Consider the following 15,640-nt stretch of genomic DNA (forward strand, 5'->3'; position numbering starts at 1 on the left):
CGGTGAAATAGACGCCGCAGGATCGCTCGTCTTGATCGTCAAGCCGCTGACCCAAAAGGCCGAAGATCGCTGAAAACACCAGCACCATGAATAGTGCGGGTTAGCTCAGTGTCCCTAATCCGCCCGGTGCTGGGCGGCTCAAGCCTGTCATTTGCTTGTGGGACCTAGACCGAGCAGTTCTCCGACTGGATCGAGGTGCACAATGCCGCCTTTGCCCCTTCGGGGGCACCAGCAACGCGGAGAGCGATGCAACCTATTAGCCAGCCGGGTCTTTTCAGAGGCAATGAAGAGGGCGGCGGTCCCGGCGAACCGGGACCGCGCACGCTTTTCTCAGCGAAGAACGAACGCGTTCTTCTCGCCGAACTTGTGCACCGACGACGAGCCGACAGGGAAGGCGTCGAAGATGCTGCGGTCGGTGTTCATGCCGGCGAACTGCTCCATGAGGACCGGCTCCGTGCAGCATTCGAGCAGCTTGCGGTTATTCTCCTGAAATTCGGGAACCTGGCGCAATTCCATCGCGACATCTTCGTCCCATGACGCGAAAACGACGAATTCGTTCGGATCGCGCGCCCAGCCCTGGAACGCGAAGACGCAACCGCGATAGTAGAAGGGCTTTGCCTCCTCGCAGACATTCTCGAACAGGTTGAGAAACTCCTGGCGACGCGCAGGATCCACCTTCCAGCGAACCAGGAACGCGTTGCGATCGCGGGTGAAAGGCGATTTTTGAGTCATGAGCTTCTCCTATTCTTGATGACAACAGGCTTGAAAGCCTCGTTCCGGCCGGCCGTGCTTGAGGATCAGCTTCTGATCCCGGCCGAAGCGGCATGGGCCGGCGGTTTCTTATGCTCTGCCGGAAGTGAACGAACCACAGACTTCCGCCAGACCTAGGATATAGTATCTGCACGTCAATTTCAGACTGGTCAACGTCAATCATTCGCCGGTTGGCGGGACAAGGGGATTCGCTGTGAGAAGCCGCACCGGCGTATGATCAGCGGTTCAGGCGCCCTTGTCCCCTTCCTCTGCCACGAAGCCCGTGAAGGTGCGAAGATAGTCCAGAAACTCGTCGGTGACGCCTTCTTCCCGCAGATGGTCAACGGTGATCGGCTGCGGCGGCGACGTATAGGCGGGATCGCGCCGCGCCCGCTCCGGAAAGTCGTGGCGCAATATCCCGGCGCGGCCGATCGTGACGAAATCGCAGCCATCCTCGATTAAGCCGGCCGCGGTGGCGGCATCCATGATCTTGCCAGCGGCGCCCAGTCTGACCTCGCCGCGGGGTAGATCGGTGAAATAGCTCAGCAGGCTGCGGCCCTGAAAGTCTTCCTCATGCGGGTCCTTCGAAACATCCCACAGGGACATGTCGAGATAGTCGATCTGGCCCTGCTGCATGATCTCCCCGGCCAGTTCGCGCACTTCGGCAAGCCGCATTCCGAACCGTTCGGGCGACAGACGCAGTCCCACCTGAAAGTCGGGACGGCAGCGGCGGCGTATCCCGTCGATGACTTCCAGCATCAGCCGCGCCCGATTTTCCAGGCTCCCGCCATAGCGGTCGTCCCGCTGGTTGATGGTAGGTGACAGGAACTGGGCGAGAATATAGCCATGCGCCCCGTGAATCTGCACGCCGTCACAGCCGGCCTTCTCCGCACGCAGGGCCGCCTCGATGAAGTCCTCGCGCACCTGCTCGACCTCGTCCAGGTCAAGCGCCCTAGCGCCGTTGCGCGCGCTGTAGGTCGGCGCCACCGGCGTGCCCACCAGCTCGGGGTCGGCGCGCTCGCCGCCATGGTAGAGCTGAACAGCCGAGATTGAGCCTTTCTCGCGAACCGCCGAGGCGAACTGCGCCAGCCCTTCGATATGCTGGTCGTCGAATATGCCGAGTTGGCCGGTATAACCCTGCCCGATCTGCTGCACGGGCGCAGCAGCGGTCATGACCAGCGCAAAACCGCCGGCGGCGCGCATCGTCAGCCAGCGAATCTCGTTTTCCGAAAGGCGCCCATCGGCATGGCTCTGCTGATTGGTGAGCGGCGCGAGCATGAGCCGGTTCTTCAGGGCAGAGCCGCGAGCAAGCTTGAGGGGCTCAAAAAGCCTGGCGTGAGACATGAAATTCTCCGATCAAGATCCATCGCCCCGCGAACAGCAGCGCTGACGGCGTCGCCGCGTTTGGCAGCGGCATAATGGTGGTGCAGCGGTTCGGGGCGCTACTTCGGCTGAAGGATGGGCAACGTCTTGCCTCGCGGCAGAAAGGGCGCACGATCACGAACAGGGGCAATCTTCGGCACGATGACTCCGTCTCAACAGGTTTAGTATATCTATACCAAATGGATCCGGGCGGCAATCACCTGCTCGCCGCGAGCCCCCCGTTGAGCAGAGCGTGTCGGCGAGCCCCGTCAGGCTGGTTTGTCGCGGAGGAGCGGGAGAATACTCCGGACGCCCGCCGTCGATGTCCTCACAGGGTGATCGGCAGGCGAAAATGGGTCCGCGCGATATAGTCGCGATGGTTGAGCAATATCTGCGGCGTAGGCTCGCCCATATAGACTTCCAGCAGCTTCCCAAAGCCCCGGACATAATCAGGCATGGTGCAAAGATCGCTGCTCATCGCGGCGAACAGGTTGCTGAATGCAGTCCAGTAGATGTCCGCCGCGGTGAGGCCGTCGCCCATGAAATAGCGCGACCCTTTCGCAGCCTGCGACTCCAGCCTCTTCACCATCGCCCCGACAATCTGCCGCACGCGGTTGCGCGAATAGTTGTTGTCGACGGGCGAGCTATATCTGCTGCGCATGAGCAGCGTGCCGTCATCTTCTTCCCCGGAGCCATGTTCACCCGACAACAGCATAAGCCGGACGTTCCATCCCAGCCCGTCGTCGCCGCAGATTTCGTGGCAGAAACCGAAAAGCGCCATACGTTCGTCTTCGTCGACCGGAATCATCCGCGGCTCGGGCTGCAATTGTTCGGCGAGCACCAGCATTTCGGACCATTGGGTACGCGGCCTGTCATCATTCAACATCAACACGGGCGCGGATGACTGGCCGGTCCATGCCTTCAGTTCCTCATTCGGGGCTCCCGGTATTTGCGCGACGGGGATATAGTCGATGCCCTTGAGGTCCAATATCATCTTGATCGCGACGCCCCATGCGCCGGGCACGCCGCTGGTAAAAGCGATGCGCAGGCCCCGCATTGCGCGGGCCTCTTTAATCGGAACGTAGCGGACAGCTTCGCCCTCGGCCATTTCACTCTCCCCTGGTGGCAATATTTGGGCACAGGGATAAGGGGAATGCCTGTGCCCAGCAATGCTTTTCGGGTTGACCGACTGCCTTCGACAATTTATATCGTGCGCTAGACAATCGCTTGCTAGGATTCGCCGTGAAGCGCGGTTTGGGTACTCAGCTTTCCTTTGCCCTCTATGGGGCGGCGAGCCGGATGGTGCGCATGCACAAGCCGTTTCTCGACCCGCTGGGCCTGACGTTCCCGCAATATCTGGTCACGCTGGACCTGCTTGGTCATGCCCCAACTACGGTAGGCACGCTGGGTGCGCGGCTGGGGATGGACACCGGAACCATCACGCCGCTGCTCAAGCGGCTGGAGGCAGCGGGCATAGTTACGCGCACCCGCGACACCCAGGATGAGCGGCGTGTGCTCATCGATCTTACCGCGCACGGGCGTGCCCTGCAGCCGGAAGTTGAAACAGTTACCGACAAGATCAAGTCGGCATGTCAGATGGATGACGCTGCGATGGAAAGTCTCAGCCAAATTCTTGAGGGGCTGGCCCGCGAACCAGCGAATGGAAAAGATCAATCATAGGAATATGGACATGAAAATTGGAATTGTTGGCACAGGCCACATCGGCAAGACGCTGGTCCTGCAACTGAGCGCGGCCGGTCACGACGTGAAGGTCGCGAACTCGCGGGGCCCCGAGTCGATCGGCCAGGACATATTGGCCAATGGCGGACGCGCCGTTACTGCTGCCGAAGCGGTCAAGGATGTGGACGTCGTCATCCTGTCCGTCCCGCTCAACCGTATTCCGGATGTCGCTCCGCTGGTCGCCGGATTGCCTGAGTCGGTGGTGATCGTCGACACGTCCAACTATTATCCCGTGCGCGACAGCCGCATCGAGGCGATCGATGGGGGCCAGGTAGAAAGCCTGTGGGTGACCGAGCAACTGGGCCGGCCCGTGGTGAAGGCGTTTAACGCCATCGGCTCGGATTCCTTCGCGCGCCTGGGCAAGCCGGCCGGTGACCCCGACCGGATCGCCATCCCGGTTGCCGCAGATCACGATCATAGCCGCAAGATCGGCATGACGCTAGTCGAGGCGTGCGGGTTCGATGCCGTCGACGCCGGCACATTGGCCGAGTCCTGGCGTCAGCAGCCGGGATCCCCCTGCTATTGCACGGACCTGACGCGCGAGGAAATGCCGGCTGCGCTCGCCAGCACTGAAAAGGAGCGTCTGCCCAAGCGCCGCGACCTGAGTTTCGAAGCGACCATGGAACGGATTACTGGGAACGCGACCAACCCAAGCGCGGAATATCTTGTCCGTCTGAACCGCGCCCTGTTCATGTGACTCTGATCTGCCGCCCGTCTCAATGGAGCGGGCGGCAATCTGTCTGGCATAGAGCGCAGTGCCGATGCGGCGGCGGCTTGAATTCGATTGAAGGAGGCCAAGTGATGAAACTCTATGCTTGGACGGGCGCCGCATCCCGCTCGAGTGCGGATCGTGCTTGCCGAGAAGGACTGGACGACAAGGTCAAGTTCGTCAGCGTCGATCTGATCTCGGCCTAGCACAAGCAGGATGACTTCCTTGCCATGAACTCGATTGGCAAGAGGGCCGCGATTGCTCACGCCCCTCTCGTGCTGCGGCTTGATTATGCCGAAGCGGCTTCTGCCTTTTGCCGCGCGAAATAGCGCCTGAACCCGTTCAGGATCGCGTCCGAGTAAGTTCGTTCGATCAGTGATATCATATAGTTGAGGTCGGCTTCCTCAATGACGTCGAATTCTGACTTGAAAGTCATCAGCGTCTCGCCTGTCGGCAGCGTGTCGAGCGTGGTAGTCGCCAGATAGTTTCTGAACTCGCTGCGCAAGACTGCGCCATTGGGGTTCGGACGGAAGACCATGTCATAGACTATCCGCTTGGTATCATTGTCCTGCAGCCACAGCTTTTCATCGACCGCCGATCCGGTGACGTGGCGCACGACGCGGGTGCGGGGTACGGAGTTGGGATCGCCTTCAAGCGTGACGCTCTCAATATTCGGGCCAGGCCGCCCGCCATCCTCAGGCTTGACCCACCAGCGTTCAAACCCGGCCCAGTCGGTCAACAGTTCCCAAACGGCTTCGAGCGGCGCATCAACGACACCGCGATATTCCGCATGGCCTCTCTTGTATTTCTGCATATCTGTCTCCAGCAAAAAAAATTTGCGCCAGACCTGTTCGGACCCTTGCGGCCGAATGGGTGGGCGATGCTACCGTTGTGCCGCTTCGGATCTGAAATAGCCTAGTATATCTATACTACATATGCTATTGGTCAACCCTGTCAAGTCCAGGGGGATCGATCCGGGCGATCGACTTTGGCTTAGCGCCAGATGAGCTGGCGTGAGCAGTCTAATGGGAGAAGGAAAAGTCATGCTGAGTTTTGATGACAGATTCGCGTTGCAGGAACTGGTCAACAGGTATCCCTACCATATCGATCTTTGGCAACTCGACGCCTGGGCAGGCCTGTTCACGGCGGATGGCGTTCTTGATGAAAGCCCTATGGGCATGGGAAGCTACCAAGGGCAGCGGGCGATCGCCGCCTATGGCGCGAAACTGGAGGCAGATGTGCTTCACGTGGTGCATCTCATGATGAATCACCTCATCTTGCATTCGGCCGGCGATACAGCTTCGGGCAGTGTTTTTGCGCTCGTCGAGGCCAACACGCGCAGCAGCGGTCACGCGCGCTACTATATTCGTTATGAGGACAGCTATGTGAGGACGGCCGAGGGCTGGCGCTTCGCGAAGCGAGTGGTCCTGCCAATGTTTCCGCCCCAGACGGGGCTGTCATGAAGAGCTTCCCCCGGGGCGCCGGCGCGAAAAAGAAGGGCTTCCGATCTTAGCGATCCGAAGCCCTTTGCACGTGTCTGGTGAGGGTTAGTAGCTCTTGGGCAGTTCCAGTACCCTCTCGGCGATAAAGCTCATGATCAACTGTTCGGTGATCGGGGCCAGCCGGGTGATGGCGACTTCCCTGTAAAGCCGTTCGACATGGTATTCCTTGGCGTAGCCAAAGCCGCCATGGGTCGCCATTGCTTGCCAGCAGGCATCCTGACCGGCACGCGCCGCAAGGAATTTCGCGGTATTCGCTTCGGCGCCGCAGGTCACGTCGCTGTCATAGAGTTCCGCAGCCCGGATCACCATCTGCCAGGCGGCTTCCAGATACATCCAGCGCTCCGCCAGCGGATGCTGGATGCCCTGATTCTGACCAATGGGGCGATCGAATACCACGCGTTCACGCGCATATCGGGCTGCACGGCGCAGCGCATCCTGGCCAACGCCGATCGCCTCGGCCCCCACTAATATGCGTTCTGGGTTCAGGCTGTGCAGCAGGTAGGAGAAGCCCTTGCCTTCCTCGCCAATTCGGTCCTGGTCAGGAATGAAGAGACCGTCGATGAAGATGGCGTTGGAATCGACAGCTTTGCGGCCCATCTTCGGAATCTTGTGCACGTCGATCTTGGCCCGGTCCAGATCGGTATAGAAGATGGTCATGCCGTCAGTGGGGCGCGCGCAATCCTCGTAGCGCGTGGTGCGGGTGAGAAGCAGGATCTTGCTCGCGATCTGAGCAGTTGACGTCCAAACTTTCTGCCCATGGACGACATAGCCGCCAGGCACCTTTTCAGCGAAGGTCTTGATCCGGGTTGTATTCAACCCGGCGTCAGGCTCCGTGATGCCGAAAGCCACCTGGTCCTCGCCGGATATCAGCCGGGGGACCCAGCGGGACTTCTGATCCGGCGTGCCCTTGACCACGATCGGGTGGGGTCCGAACAGATTGACATGGATCGCGGACGCCGCCGTCATGCCGCCGCCATGGCTGGCCACTTCATTCATCATGACCGCTGCCTCGGTGACACCAAGGCCCGCGCCGCCATATTCCTCCGGCATGGTGATGCCGAGCCAGCCGCTGTCGGCCATTGCTTTGTGGAACTCGAAGGGAAACACTCCGTCTTCGTCACGCGCCAGCCAATATTCATCGTCGAAGCGAGAGACGACAGCACGCACGCCTTCACGAATGACGTCGCGTTCTTCTTGTGTGGGGAGTGTGCGGGGATTGGACATGGTCATGCTCCTGCCAGCGTTCTGCGTGCGGCCTTAAGATGAGGGATATCATACATTTTACCCCCGATGCCGATCGTGCCGGCATCCGGCGCGGCGGCGAAGGCATTAACGATCGCCTGCGCTTCGGCGATCTGTTCAGGCGTTGGGGAAAAGGCACGGTTGATCACCGCCACCTGATCTGGATGGATGGCGATACGACCCACGAAACCGTCGCGGCGGGCGCGGCGGCAATCCCGCTCCAGTCCTTCAGGATCGCGGAAGTCGGCATAAAGAGTATCAAGCGGGAGCACTTCGGCGGCGGTGGCGGCAAACAGGCATTGCGCCCGCGCCACCTGATAGGGGAAGGTCCAGCTGCCGTCCGGTTCCTTGTTGTCGGTCGCGCCGATTGCAGCGGCAAGGTCCTCGGCGCCCCAGGTTATTGCAACGAGACGTGGGGGCGGGGGAGCATAGCTACCGAGGTTGAACATGGCTCGCGCGGTTTCGGTGGCGACGACTGCTAGCTTCACCGTCCCCTGCGCCATGCCCGCCCGGCTTTCCAGCCGGTCGAGTTCCTGGCCGATGCGGAGCAGATCGTCCGCCCCATCCGCCTTGGGAATCAGCAGCCCGTCGAGGCCAGGCTTCACCACCGCGGCCATGTCGTCGAACGTCATTCCCGTGTCGAACGGATTGGCGCGTACGAAGAAGCGCCATGACCGCGCTTCGCCACCGTCGAGCAGCCCGGATACATGCGCGCGGGCAGCATCCTTCATCGAAGGCGCGACCGCGTCCTCCAGATCGAGGATAAGCGCATCTGCGCCGGCCGCCGACCCCTTGGCGAACTTGCGTTCGCTGTCGCCCGGCACGAACAGCATTGATCTCAACTTCATGACGGCCGTCCCATCATCAAGGCGTTGCGCTTCGTCGAGCAGACGATCTCGTCCCGCTGGTTGAAGCCGATATGTTGGAAAGTAACGATCCCTTGGCCCGGCCGCGAACTGCTGGGGCGCAGCGCTTCAACTCGCGTTTCGGCGCGGATCGTGTCGCCCGCGAAAACCGGCCTGGGGAAATTGGTCTCGCTCATGCCCAGATTGCCCACAGTGGTGCCCAATGTCGTGTCCTGCACAGACAGGCCGATGACGAGGCCCAGCGTGAAGATGGAGTTCATCAAGGGATTGCCAAACTCTGTCCCCGCGGCGTAGGCGTGGTCGATGTGGATGGGCGCGGGATTGTAGGTCAGGGACGAAAACAACATATTGTCCATGTCGGTCACGGTGCGGCGTATCTCATGCTGAAAGACCTGCCCCACGGTGAACTCATCGAAATACAGACCCGCCATAAACCGCTGACCCCAGTCTAGTCCCTACATACTAGATGCTGATTGACAGCATGTGACCCACTTGTAAATGATCCATTTGCAGACCCGCAAGAGGCTGCGCTCAGGGAATTTCCGACCATGCCCATCGAACTGGATGCTGATGCCCTTGTCGCCAGGTTGCCCGTAGGCGGCCGCATTCTTGTAAATGGCTGCTCAACGGAGTCGATCCTGCTGGCCGATGCCGTTGAACGAGCAGGCGAAAAGCTCGGGCCGGCGACCTTTACGGGGATTTTCGTTCCGGGTCTCAACCGTCGGACCTATCTTGCCAATGCAGCTTGCACGACCGAAACATTCTTCCTGACGCCTGAGCTCAAGGCTGCGGGGGAGGCGGTCAGGTTCCTGCCGCTTTGCTACGCCGATATCCGCCAGCGGCTGATCGACAACCCGCCTGACGCGGCGCTGATGATGGTTACGCCGCCGGATGAAGACGGCATGTGCAGTTTCGGCCCCACCGTCGATTTTGTCGCTGAACTGTGGCCACGGATTCCCGTGCGCCTGGCGCATGTCAATCCGCTCATGCCCCGCACGCGTGGGCAGGCGACGATACCCTGGTCCGAAATCACCGCTTTCGTCCAATCGCCGCAGGTCCTGCTCGGTGCGGCGGAGGGTGTGAGCGGCGCAGCGGCGGAAGCGATCGCCGGTCATATTGCGCCGCTGATCGGCGACGGAGCGACCTTGCAGACCGGGCTCGGCAAGGTCCCCGGCGCGGTTTTCCGCGCACTGACCGGACGCCGCAACCTGCGTGTCCATTCGGGCCTGATCGGCGACGCCGTAGTCGACCTGGAGGAGGCGGGCGCGCTCGCGCCGGGCGTGGCGGTCACGGCCGGCGTTGCGATCGGATCGGAGCGGCTGTACCGGGCGATCAGCGGCCCGGCCTATCGCTTTGCCCCGGTTTCGGTCACGCATGATCCGCTAAGGATCGGCGCGATCCGTGATTTCGTTGCGATCAACTCAGCGACAGAGATGGACCTGTTCGGTCAGGCCTATGCAGAGGTCGGACCCAAGGGGTTCATGTCCGGTCCCGGCGGCGCAACCGATTTCGCCCGAGGCGCCAAGGTTTCCGTGGGTTTGCGCATCGTCGCTTTAGCCGCAACGGCCGCCAAGGGCGCGATAAGCCGAATCGTCGCGCCCAATGCGGGGGCTGGGCCGGTGTCACTCAGCCGGATGGATGTCGACATGGTCGTGACCGAGTTCGGCCTCGCCGACCTTCAGGGTCGCAGCCATGCCGAACGCGCGGCTGCGTTGATCGCCATCGCCGCCCCCGATCATCGTGATCGGCTGACGACGGAATGGCGATCGTTCATCGGCAGGCTTTGACTTTCAAAAAGCGGTTCAGCGCTTCTTCGACAGCTTTTCCTGCATCGAGCGCATGAGTTCGCGTAGTTCGGCGCCCTGGAACAGGCCACTGACCGCCAGCCGTTCGGCGTTGCGGCCCTGCGCTCGGTCAAGGTCGGTGGCCAGTTCGATCGCCAGTTTGCCCGCGCCAAAGGCTTCCGGCGGCAAGGCTGCGACGGACTGGCAAAAAGCCATTGCCTGTTCGTTCAGTTCATCAGCGCCGTGGACGTCGTGGATGATGCCGATCGCCAATGCACGCTCGGCATCGATCTGACGATTGGCCAGGACCAGCCAGCGTGCCCAGTGCGGACCCGCAAGGCGGACGAGACGACTGGTGCCACCCGAGCCTGGGAGCGCGCCGAAGCTGATTTCGGGCAGGCCAAATCGCGCTTCACTACTGGCCAGGCGAAAGTCCGCGCATAGCGACAGTTCAAGCGCGCCGCCCAGGCAAGGCCCCTGGAAAGCCACCACGATCGGCTTTTCAATAGCCTCCCATTCGTCGCCCAGCCCGTGCAGGCTGCCGGCGCCTTGGCGATACCAGCTGCGGAAGGCCTTGGGACTGGTGATCGACGCATCGGGCGCCAGTCCTCCGTTCAGATCGATCCCCGCGGAAAAATATTTGCCGTTTGCGGTCAGCAACATTGCGCGCAGGTCATCGCGATCGCGCAGGCGCGCCGTCGCCTCGCGCAGGCCATCCAGCATCTCCATGCTGATCGCGTTATATTTTTCCGGACGATTGAAAGCGACGTGGATCACGCCCTGGTTTTCGGAGATGATGATTTCGGGGTTGGGCATTTGACAGTCCGTGTATAGGATGTGGGAACTAATAGCGGTTTCGCGAAAGCCTGCACCATAAGGCACGTTGTCGCAATAGCGAAGGAAGGTTGAGCAATGGAGAAGGTGTTTACCGGCGGGGTGGCCATCGTCGCTGGCGGAAGTGGCGGAATAGGTGCGGCGATCTGCGAAGCTCTGGCAAATGCAGGCGCGAATATTGCTCTGACGTACAGGTCCCGCAAGGAGGCTGCCGCCGCCGTCGTAGAGAAGGTGGAGGCCGCAGGACGCGAAGCGCTGGCAATGGCCGTTGATCATACTGATCCAGATGCGATGAAGGCGTTCGTCGATGCGGCGGCGGCGCGGTTCGGCAGGGTTCATTCCGTTGTCTACGCCGCCGGGCCGCACATCCCCATGAAGTTCCTCAACACGATCACCCCCGCCGAATGGAAACAGGTATTCGACAATGATGTGAACGCCGCATTCAATCTGGTGTGGGCGACGCTGCCCCATCTCAAGGCTGGCGGAGGTGGGTCGCTGGTCGCTGTCATCACCGCCGCCGTGGAAAAGGTGCCGCTGCGAGACATCTGTTCGGCCGCGCCCAAGGCGGCGATCGAAATGCTCTTTCGAGGAGTGGCGCTGGAGGAAGGGCGGTTCGGCATCCGCTCAAACTGTGTTGCGCCCGGCTTTATCGACGCCGGTTTGGGACATGAACTGATCGCGCGACCTGGAATTGAGGACTGGATCGACAGCCTCCGAAGGATGCTGCCGATGAAGAAGTTCGGCGCGGCGGACGACATTGCAGAGGCCGTGACCTTTCTGCTGTCAGACAAGGCGAAATATATCACCGGGCAGTCACTGGCTGTCGATGGCGGGTTGCAGCTTTGACGGTGCGCGCCGCTCGCCGGGGAAAGGGCTGACATGGATCTGGGCATTCGCGGTCGCAACGCGATCATCAATGGCGGTAGCGCGGGGCTGGGATATGGCACGGCCATGGCCCTGGCGGGCGAGGGCGTTAACCTCTTCGTTTCGGCACGCAATAAGGAGCGGCTCGAACGAGCGTGCGAGTCGATCCGCGGCGCAACCGGAGCCACGGTCCATGCCATCGTCGCCGATCACGCAACGGTCGAGGTCCGCGAACTGATTTTGGAACGGTGCCCTGAGCCCGATATCTTCGTCGGTACATGCTCCCCACCACCCTATATCGAGGATTTCCGCGACATCAGCGACGCGGACTGGCGCGTCAATCTGGACCTCACCTTCATATCGCCGGTCGAATTCATCCGCACCATCGTCAATGGCATGTGTCAGCGGAGATGGGGCCGCATTCTCAACATCGCGACGGCCGCGGTCAAATTTCCCCACCGCTGGCGCATCCTGTCCGGTGCCCCCAGAGCGGCGCTCGTCAACTATACGGTCGCGGTGGCAAGGGTCGTCGCGCCCCACGGCGTGACGATCAACAGCCTGCTGCCGGCGATGCATGACACCGACGGCATCAGGGATATCTATGCCAAGCGGGCTGCCGAAAAAGGCATCAGCCTGGAAGAGGAGCTGGACGACGCGATCCGCACGATCGGTATTCCTGCCGGACGGTTCGGATCGGCGATCGACTTCGGCGCGATCGCGGCCATGTTCTGCAGCGAGCAATCCAACTACATCACGGGCCAAAGTCTGGTTGTCGACGGCGGGGTCACCAACGCGACCTATTGAGTCCGCCCGCCCTGCCTCCCCCTGGGACCGACAGATAAGCTGACCGCCGGGCCTTCAAAAAAACTCGTCGGCGAATCTTTTGACGGCCTCTATCCCATCGGCGGGAGAGTCATGCTTGGGGCTGAAGATAATCTCGTCAACACCGAGCGCTGCATAGTCGGCCAGATCGTTCTTCGCCGCCCGCACGAGTGCGATGTCGGTCGCGGCAAGCTGCTTGTACAGACTCGATACCACGCGGCCATTGTCGGCCATGTGGACGGCGAGGTCGCCGAGTAGGCGTTCCAATTGGGCCAGCGTTTTCCAGTTGATGTGGAAACCATCGCCATATTTTGCGATACGCCGCAGGGCAGCCTGCGTTTCCCCGCCTATGATGATCGGCGGATGGGGTTTCTGCACTGGCAGGGGATGAATGTGCCCGCCGGGGAAGTCGATGCAACTGCCGTGGAAGCCATCGCTCTTGCCCGACAGGAGAGACTTGATGATCTCCAGATATTCGTCTGTCCGCTGCCCGCGCGCCGCAAAGGGGACGCCGAGGGCTTCATATTCTTCGCGCATCCAGCCAACCCCGGCGCCATAGAAGAAGCGGCCTTCGCTCATGAAATCGAGAGTGGCGATTGCCTGGGCCTGCAGTACCGGGGGGCGATAGGGGACGACCGAGACACCCGTTCCCAAACGGATGGTTTGGGTCACTCCGGCGACCGCGGCCAGCAGGACGAACGGATCGTACCAAGGCATTTCCGCGTCGAATATGCCCGCAGGGTAAGAGGAAGTATCGAAGGCGAGCGGTCGCAGGACATGATCGCCCACCAGGATCGAATGAAATCCGACCGCTTCCGCTTCCTGCACGAGACGGATGACGTCTCGGGCTGCGGGCGAATGGCCGAGCACCGTGCTGCAGCTTAAGCCGAATTTCATTCATTTTCCTCCATCGCCTTGTTGATCGGCAAGAGCGGCAGCGTAGAGCATTACTCGCTCGCCCGCCTTCTCGCCTGAAACTCGCTTCGTTCTTCAGGTATCAAATCTTTGCGCCTGGACGGGGACCGAACTCTGCCTCGGCATGAAGTTGATTGTTTCAAGGTCATGCTCAAGCGAGACCAGCCGCCCTGAGAATGCGTCCGGGTCGACCTCTCCAGATAGTTCCGGATTTCCCCAACCGTGACACATGGCGATGACGCCGGGCTGGAGTCCGCTGTCCTTGCGCGCCCGTCCGATCACTACGTCGCCAGTGCGCCCAGTGAGCTTGACGCCGCCGCCGTCGGCCAGGCCGAGGCGGGTCATATCCTGCTCGTTCATGAAGATGGGATTGGTCGGAAATCGGCGGCGGGATTGGCTGGCCTCGGTATAGGCGCTGTTCATGACTTCAATCAGGCGGCGGGAGATCAGGCGGAAGGGATAGCCTGCGATCTCATCCCTGGCCGTCCGCACAACGGCCAGTTCGGCGGCGACGTCTGGCGGGCATAGATCAAGCCGCGCGCCGTCATCCGCGCACGCCGGTTGCACGACGGCCTCCGCTTCCTTGAAGTGGATGCCGCCGGGACGGGCTTTCAGCGCCTCAAAGCTGCCGCGGCCCCCGTCGGCGAGCCAGCGGATCATGTCCTCGGCGCGGATATCGTCGGTAAGTTCCAGCTCGGGTCCTGGAATGTCACGATGCGCAAGCCCGTAAACCGGCCGCCGCATGTGAAGCGTCTTGCCCATGCGACTCGCCATGCCATGGAAGAATTCCCAATCATCGATCACGCCGGCCGGGCGTTCCAGGATGGGCTCGGCGATCTGCGCGAAGGTGGTCGGCAACATATATTCGAGCGCCAGGTTGAAGTCGTGATGCTCATAATGCGCGCTGGTGGCGATCACATAGTCGGCCATGCGGCTGGTCACATTGTCACGCATGTCCAGCGAAACAAGCAGGTCCAACTCGCGTAGCATGGGAATGGTGCGGTCCGGCTGAGGCAGGGCCTTGATCAGATTGCCACCAAGATGAATGAGCGCGCGGAACCGGCCCATTTCATTGCCGACGATCTCGGCGGGCAGCTGGGAAGTCGGATATTCCCCGCCCATCGGGCCGATGTCGACGGTGCGCAATTTGGGTCCGCTCTCCCAGGTCCGGTTGGGCGGCATCACGCCCTCGCTTGGTGCCGCGACCCCGAAATAGCCCATGTTGCGAACCGGATCGCCTGCCCGGTGATAACCGCCGCAGATGGCGTTAAACGCCTCGATCATATGTTCCGACAGATTGGAATTCAGGGCCATCGCCGAACCGGTGCCGGTAACCGCCGATTTGCGGGGCGCGGTCGCAAAGATGCGTGCGGCCAAATGCAGCGTTTCGACGTCGATCCCGGTGCGCTCGGCGACATGGTCCGGTGTGAAGGGCGCGACGCTCGCTCGCAGCTGGTCAACGGACGTCACAAAGCGATCGCAGAAGCCCTTATCCTCCAGCCCTTCCTCCAGCACGATGCGGATCAGGCCCGCGAACAGCGCGGCGTCCTGACCGGGCCGCACCGCAAGATGCAGGTCGGCCGAGCGCGCCAGTTCGGTCCTGCGCGGATCGACCACGATGAACTTCGAGCCGGCCTTGCGCGCGTTACGCACATGCTGGATCGGATTGGCCGATGGCATGCCGTAACAGGCGTGTGATGCGGCGGGATTGGACCCAATGGCCATCAGCACATCGATATCCGGCAGCCTGTGCTTGCCCGCAAGATAGACGCCCATACGACCGGCCATGACCCATTTGGACGACTGATCCACGGTCATGCTGGAAAAGAGATAGGGTGATCCGATCGCGTCCATCCACGCCTTGGCCGCCGGCACGCTCAACACGTTGCAGTTGGCGCCGGTGCCATAATAAAGCGCGACCGACTCGGTGCCGTGCCGGGCGATGATCGCGCTCAATCGTTCATGGATTTCATCCATCGCCGTCTGCGCGTCGATATTCTCGAATCGTCCGTCCGCAGCGCGCCGACGGCTGCTCAGCAGCCGGTCGTCGCCATTATGGAAGTCGCGTGTTGCTGCTCCCTTGATGCAGAAATAGCCTTGGGAAACCGGATGCTCACGATCACCCCTGATGTCCTGGATCACGCCCGCTTCCTCCGTCACCAGCAGGCCGCAGGCCGCCGCGCAGTTGCGGCAATACGTCGTGTGCGTCGCCATCGGGCATTCCTCTCGCTATGGTCGGCACGTTATCGC

General features: G+C 61.4%; 16 protein-coding genes. 6 read left to right on the forward strand and 10 right to left on the reverse strand.

Going from position 1 to position 15,640, the window contains the following annotated elements; all coding sequences use genetic code 11:
* Positions 1–330: 330 nt before the first annotated feature.
* The 3 genes from ACFO3E_RS10970 to ACFO3E_RS10980 all read right to left on the reverse strand — a co-directional run bounded on the left by ACFO3E_RS10970 (position 331) and on the right by ACFO3E_RS10980 (position 3,220).
* Complete coding sequence (locus ACFO3E_RS10970; protein WP_380804693.1) at positions 331–732, reverse strand: putative quinol monooxygenase; 402 nt, start codon at positions 730–732, stop codon at positions 331–333.
* Positions 733–996: 264 nt separating this feature from the next.
* Positions 997–2,094, reverse strand: a complete 1,098-nt coding sequence (locus ACFO3E_RS10975) for an NADH:flavin oxidoreductase (RefSeq protein WP_380804696.1) — start codon at positions 2,092–2,094, stop codon at positions 997–999.
* Between the two features lie 346 nt (positions 2,095–2,440).
* Complete coding sequence (locus tag ACFO3E_RS10980; RefSeq protein ID WP_380804698.1) at positions 2,441–3,220, reverse strand: glutathione S-transferase family protein; 780 nt, start codon at positions 3,218–3,220, stop codon at positions 2,441–2,443.
* Positions 3,221–3,354: 134 nt separating this feature from the next.
* Here ACFO3E_RS10980 and ACFO3E_RS10985 point away from each other — a divergent pair, with 134 nt between their 5' ends.
* Positions 3,355–3,792, forward strand: coding sequence for a MarR family winged helix-turn-helix transcriptional regulator (locus ACFO3E_RS10985; protein ID WP_380804701.1), 438 nt, complete (start codon positions 3,355–3,357; stop codon positions 3,790–3,792).
* Between the two features lie 10 nt (positions 3,793–3,802).
* Positions 3,803–4,549: an NADPH-dependent F420 reductase gene (locus tag ACFO3E_RS10990; RefSeq protein ID WP_380804703.1), complete on the forward strand. Its 747-nt coding sequence runs from the start codon at positions 3,803–3,805 to the stop codon at positions 4,547–4,549.
* A gap of 301 nt (positions 4,550–4,850) precedes the next feature.
* Here the strand turns inward: ACFO3E_RS10990 and ACFO3E_RS10995 are convergent, their stop codons facing one another.
* Positions 4,851–5,375 carry an SRPBCC family protein gene (locus ACFO3E_RS10995; RefSeq protein WP_380804705.1) on the reverse strand — a complete coding sequence of 175 codons (525 nt, stop codon included), beginning with the start codon at positions 5,373–5,375 and terminating at the stop codon, positions 4,851–4,853.
* Between the two features lie 229 nt (positions 5,376–5,604).
* Here ACFO3E_RS10995 and ACFO3E_RS11000 point away from each other — a divergent pair, with 229 nt between their 5' ends.
* Positions 5,605–6,024, forward strand: a complete 420-nt coding sequence (locus tag ACFO3E_RS11000) for a nuclear transport factor 2 family protein (protein ID WP_380804707.1) — start codon at positions 5,605–5,607, stop codon at positions 6,022–6,024.
* An 84-nt stretch (positions 6,025–6,108) separates the two neighbouring features.
* Here ACFO3E_RS11000 and ACFO3E_RS11005 read toward each other — a convergent pair whose 3' ends face one another.
* The 3 genes from ACFO3E_RS11005 to ACFO3E_RS11015 are packed head-to-tail and all read right to left on the reverse strand — an operon-like array spanning position 6,109 to position 8,602.
* Positions 6,109–7,287 (reverse strand): acyl-CoA dehydrogenase family protein, encoded by a 1,179-nt coding sequence (locus ACFO3E_RS11005; RefSeq protein WP_380804710.1) that lies wholly within the window; start codon positions 7,285–7,287, stop codon positions 6,109–6,111.
* A gap of 2 nt (positions 7,288–7,289) precedes the next feature.
* Entirely contained in the window at positions 7,290–8,153 is an 864-nt protein-coding gene (locus tag ACFO3E_RS11010) for an HpcH/HpaI aldolase/citrate lyase family protein (RefSeq protein ID WP_380804712.1), read from the reverse strand.
* Positions 8,150–8,602 (reverse strand): MaoC family dehydratase, encoded by a 453-nt coding sequence (locus tag ACFO3E_RS11015; protein ID WP_380804715.1) that lies wholly within the window; start codon positions 8,600–8,602, stop codon positions 8,150–8,152. Before ACFO3E_RS11015 ends, ACFO3E_RS11010 begins: the two co-directional genes overlap by 4 nt.
* A 117-nt stretch (positions 8,603–8,719) precedes the next feature.
* Here ACFO3E_RS11015 and ACFO3E_RS11020 point away from each other — a divergent pair, with 117 nt between their 5' ends.
* Positions 8,720–9,958, forward strand: a complete 1,239-nt coding sequence (locus ACFO3E_RS11020) for an acetyl-CoA hydrolase/transferase C-terminal domain-containing protein (protein ID WP_380804717.1) — start codon at positions 8,720–8,722, stop codon at positions 9,956–9,958.
* Between the two features lie 15 nt (positions 9,959–9,973).
* On the opposite strand, the gene ACFO3E_RS11025 is transcribed toward ACFO3E_RS11020, so the two are convergent.
* Entirely contained in the window at positions 9,974–10,771 is a 798-nt protein-coding gene (locus ACFO3E_RS11025; protein WP_380804720.1) for an enoyl-CoA hydratase/isomerase family protein, read from the reverse strand.
* 96 nt (positions 10,772–10,867) lie between these two features.
* Here ACFO3E_RS11025 and ACFO3E_RS11030 point away from each other — a divergent pair, with 96 nt between their 5' ends.
* Both ACFO3E_RS11030 and ACFO3E_RS11035 read left to right on the forward strand, forming a co-directional pair.
* A complete protein-coding gene (locus ACFO3E_RS11030; protein WP_380804722.1) occupies positions 10,868–11,635 on the forward strand; it encodes an SDR family NAD(P)-dependent oxidoreductase in 768 nt (255 codons plus the stop codon).
* 33 nt (positions 11,636–11,668) lie between these two features.
* Positions 11,669–12,457 carry an SDR family oxidoreductase gene (locus ACFO3E_RS11035; protein ID WP_380804725.1) on the forward strand — a complete coding sequence of 263 codons (789 nt, stop codon included), beginning with the start codon at positions 11,669–11,671 and terminating at the stop codon, positions 12,455–12,457.
* A gap of 54 nt (positions 12,458–12,511) precedes the next feature.
* Here the strand turns inward: ACFO3E_RS11035 and ACFO3E_RS11040 are convergent, their stop codons facing one another.
* The gene (locus tag ACFO3E_RS11040; protein ID WP_380804728.1) at positions 12,512–13,372 is read right to left on the reverse strand and encodes a TIGR03619 family F420-dependent LLM class oxidoreductase; all 861 of its coding nucleotides are present in this window, start codon (positions 13,370–13,372) and stop codon (positions 12,512–12,514) included.
* A gap of 93 nt (positions 13,373–13,465) precedes the next feature.
* A complete protein-coding gene (locus tag ACFO3E_RS11045) occupies positions 13,466–15,604 on the reverse strand; it encodes a molybdopterin-containing oxidoreductase family protein (protein ID WP_380804730.1) in 2,139 nt (712 codons plus the stop codon).
* Positions 15,605–15,640: the final 36 nt, after the last annotated feature.

It is taken from the genome of Sphingobium tyrosinilyticum (assembly GCF_042654265.1).
GTDB classification, from domain to species: Bacteria; Pseudomonadota; Alphaproteobacteria; order Sphingomonadales; family Sphingomonadaceae; genus Sphingobium; species Sphingobium tyrosinilyticum.

What these genes read in the sequence shown, in the direction of transcription:
- ACFO3E_RS10970 (WP_380804693.1), bottom strand. Translation starts at nt 732, where the DNA reads ATGACTCAAAAATCGCCTTTCACCCGCGATCGCAACGCGTTCCTGGTT.
- ACFO3E_RS10975 (WP_380804696.1), bottom strand. Translation starts at nt 2,094, where the DNA reads ATGTCTCACGCCAGGCTTTTTGAGCCCCTCAAGCTTGCTCGCGGCTCT.
- ACFO3E_RS10980 (WP_380804698.1), bottom strand. Translation starts at nt 3,220, where the DNA reads ATGGCCGAGGGCGAAGCTGTCCGCTACGTTCCGATTAAAGAGGCCCGC.
- ACFO3E_RS10990 (WP_380804703.1), top strand. Translation starts at nt 3,803, where the DNA reads ATGAAAATTGGAATTGTTGGCACAGGCCACATCGGCAAGACGCTGGTC.
- ACFO3E_RS10995 (WP_380804705.1), bottom strand. Translation starts at nt 5,375, where the DNA reads ATGCAGAAATACAAGAGAGGCCATGCGGAATATCGCGGTGTCGTTGAT.
- ACFO3E_RS11000 (WP_380804707.1), top strand. Translation starts at nt 5,605, where the DNA reads ATGCTGAGTTTTGATGACAGATTCGCGTTGCAGGAACTGGTCAACAGG.
- ACFO3E_RS11005 (WP_380804710.1), bottom strand. Translation starts at nt 7,287, where the DNA reads ATGTCCAATCCCCGCACACTCCCCACACAAGAAGAACGCGACGTCATT.
- ACFO3E_RS11010 (WP_380804712.1), bottom strand. Translation starts at nt 8,153, where the DNA reads ATGAAGTTGAGATCAATGCTGTTCGTGCCGGGCGACAGCGAACGCAAG.
- ACFO3E_RS11015 (WP_380804715.1), bottom strand. Translation starts at nt 8,602, where the DNA reads ATGGCGGGTCTGTATTTCGATGAGTTCACCGTGGGGCAGGTCTTTCAG.
- ACFO3E_RS11020 (WP_380804717.1), top strand. Translation starts at nt 8,720, where the DNA reads ATGCCCATCGAACTGGATGCTGATGCCCTTGTCGCCAGGTTGCCCGTA.
- ACFO3E_RS11025 (WP_380804720.1), bottom strand. Translation starts at nt 10,771, where the DNA reads ATGCCCAACCCCGAAATCATCATCTCCGAAAACCAGGGCGTGATCCAC.
- ACFO3E_RS11030 (WP_380804722.1), top strand. Translation starts at nt 10,868, where the DNA reads ATGGAGAAGGTGTTTACCGGCGGGGTGGCCATCGTCGCTGGCGGAAGT.
- ACFO3E_RS11035 (WP_380804725.1), top strand. Translation starts at nt 11,669, where the DNA reads ATGGATCTGGGCATTCGCGGTCGCAACGCGATCATCAATGGCGGTAGC.
- ACFO3E_RS11040 (WP_380804728.1), bottom strand. Translation starts at nt 13,372, where the DNA reads ATGAAATTCGGCTTAAGCTGCAGCACGGTGCTCGGCCATTCGCCCGCA.
- ACFO3E_RS11045 (WP_380804730.1), bottom strand. Translation starts at nt 15,604, where the DNA reads ATGGCGACGCACACGACGTATTGCCGCAACTGCGCGGCGGCCTGCGGC.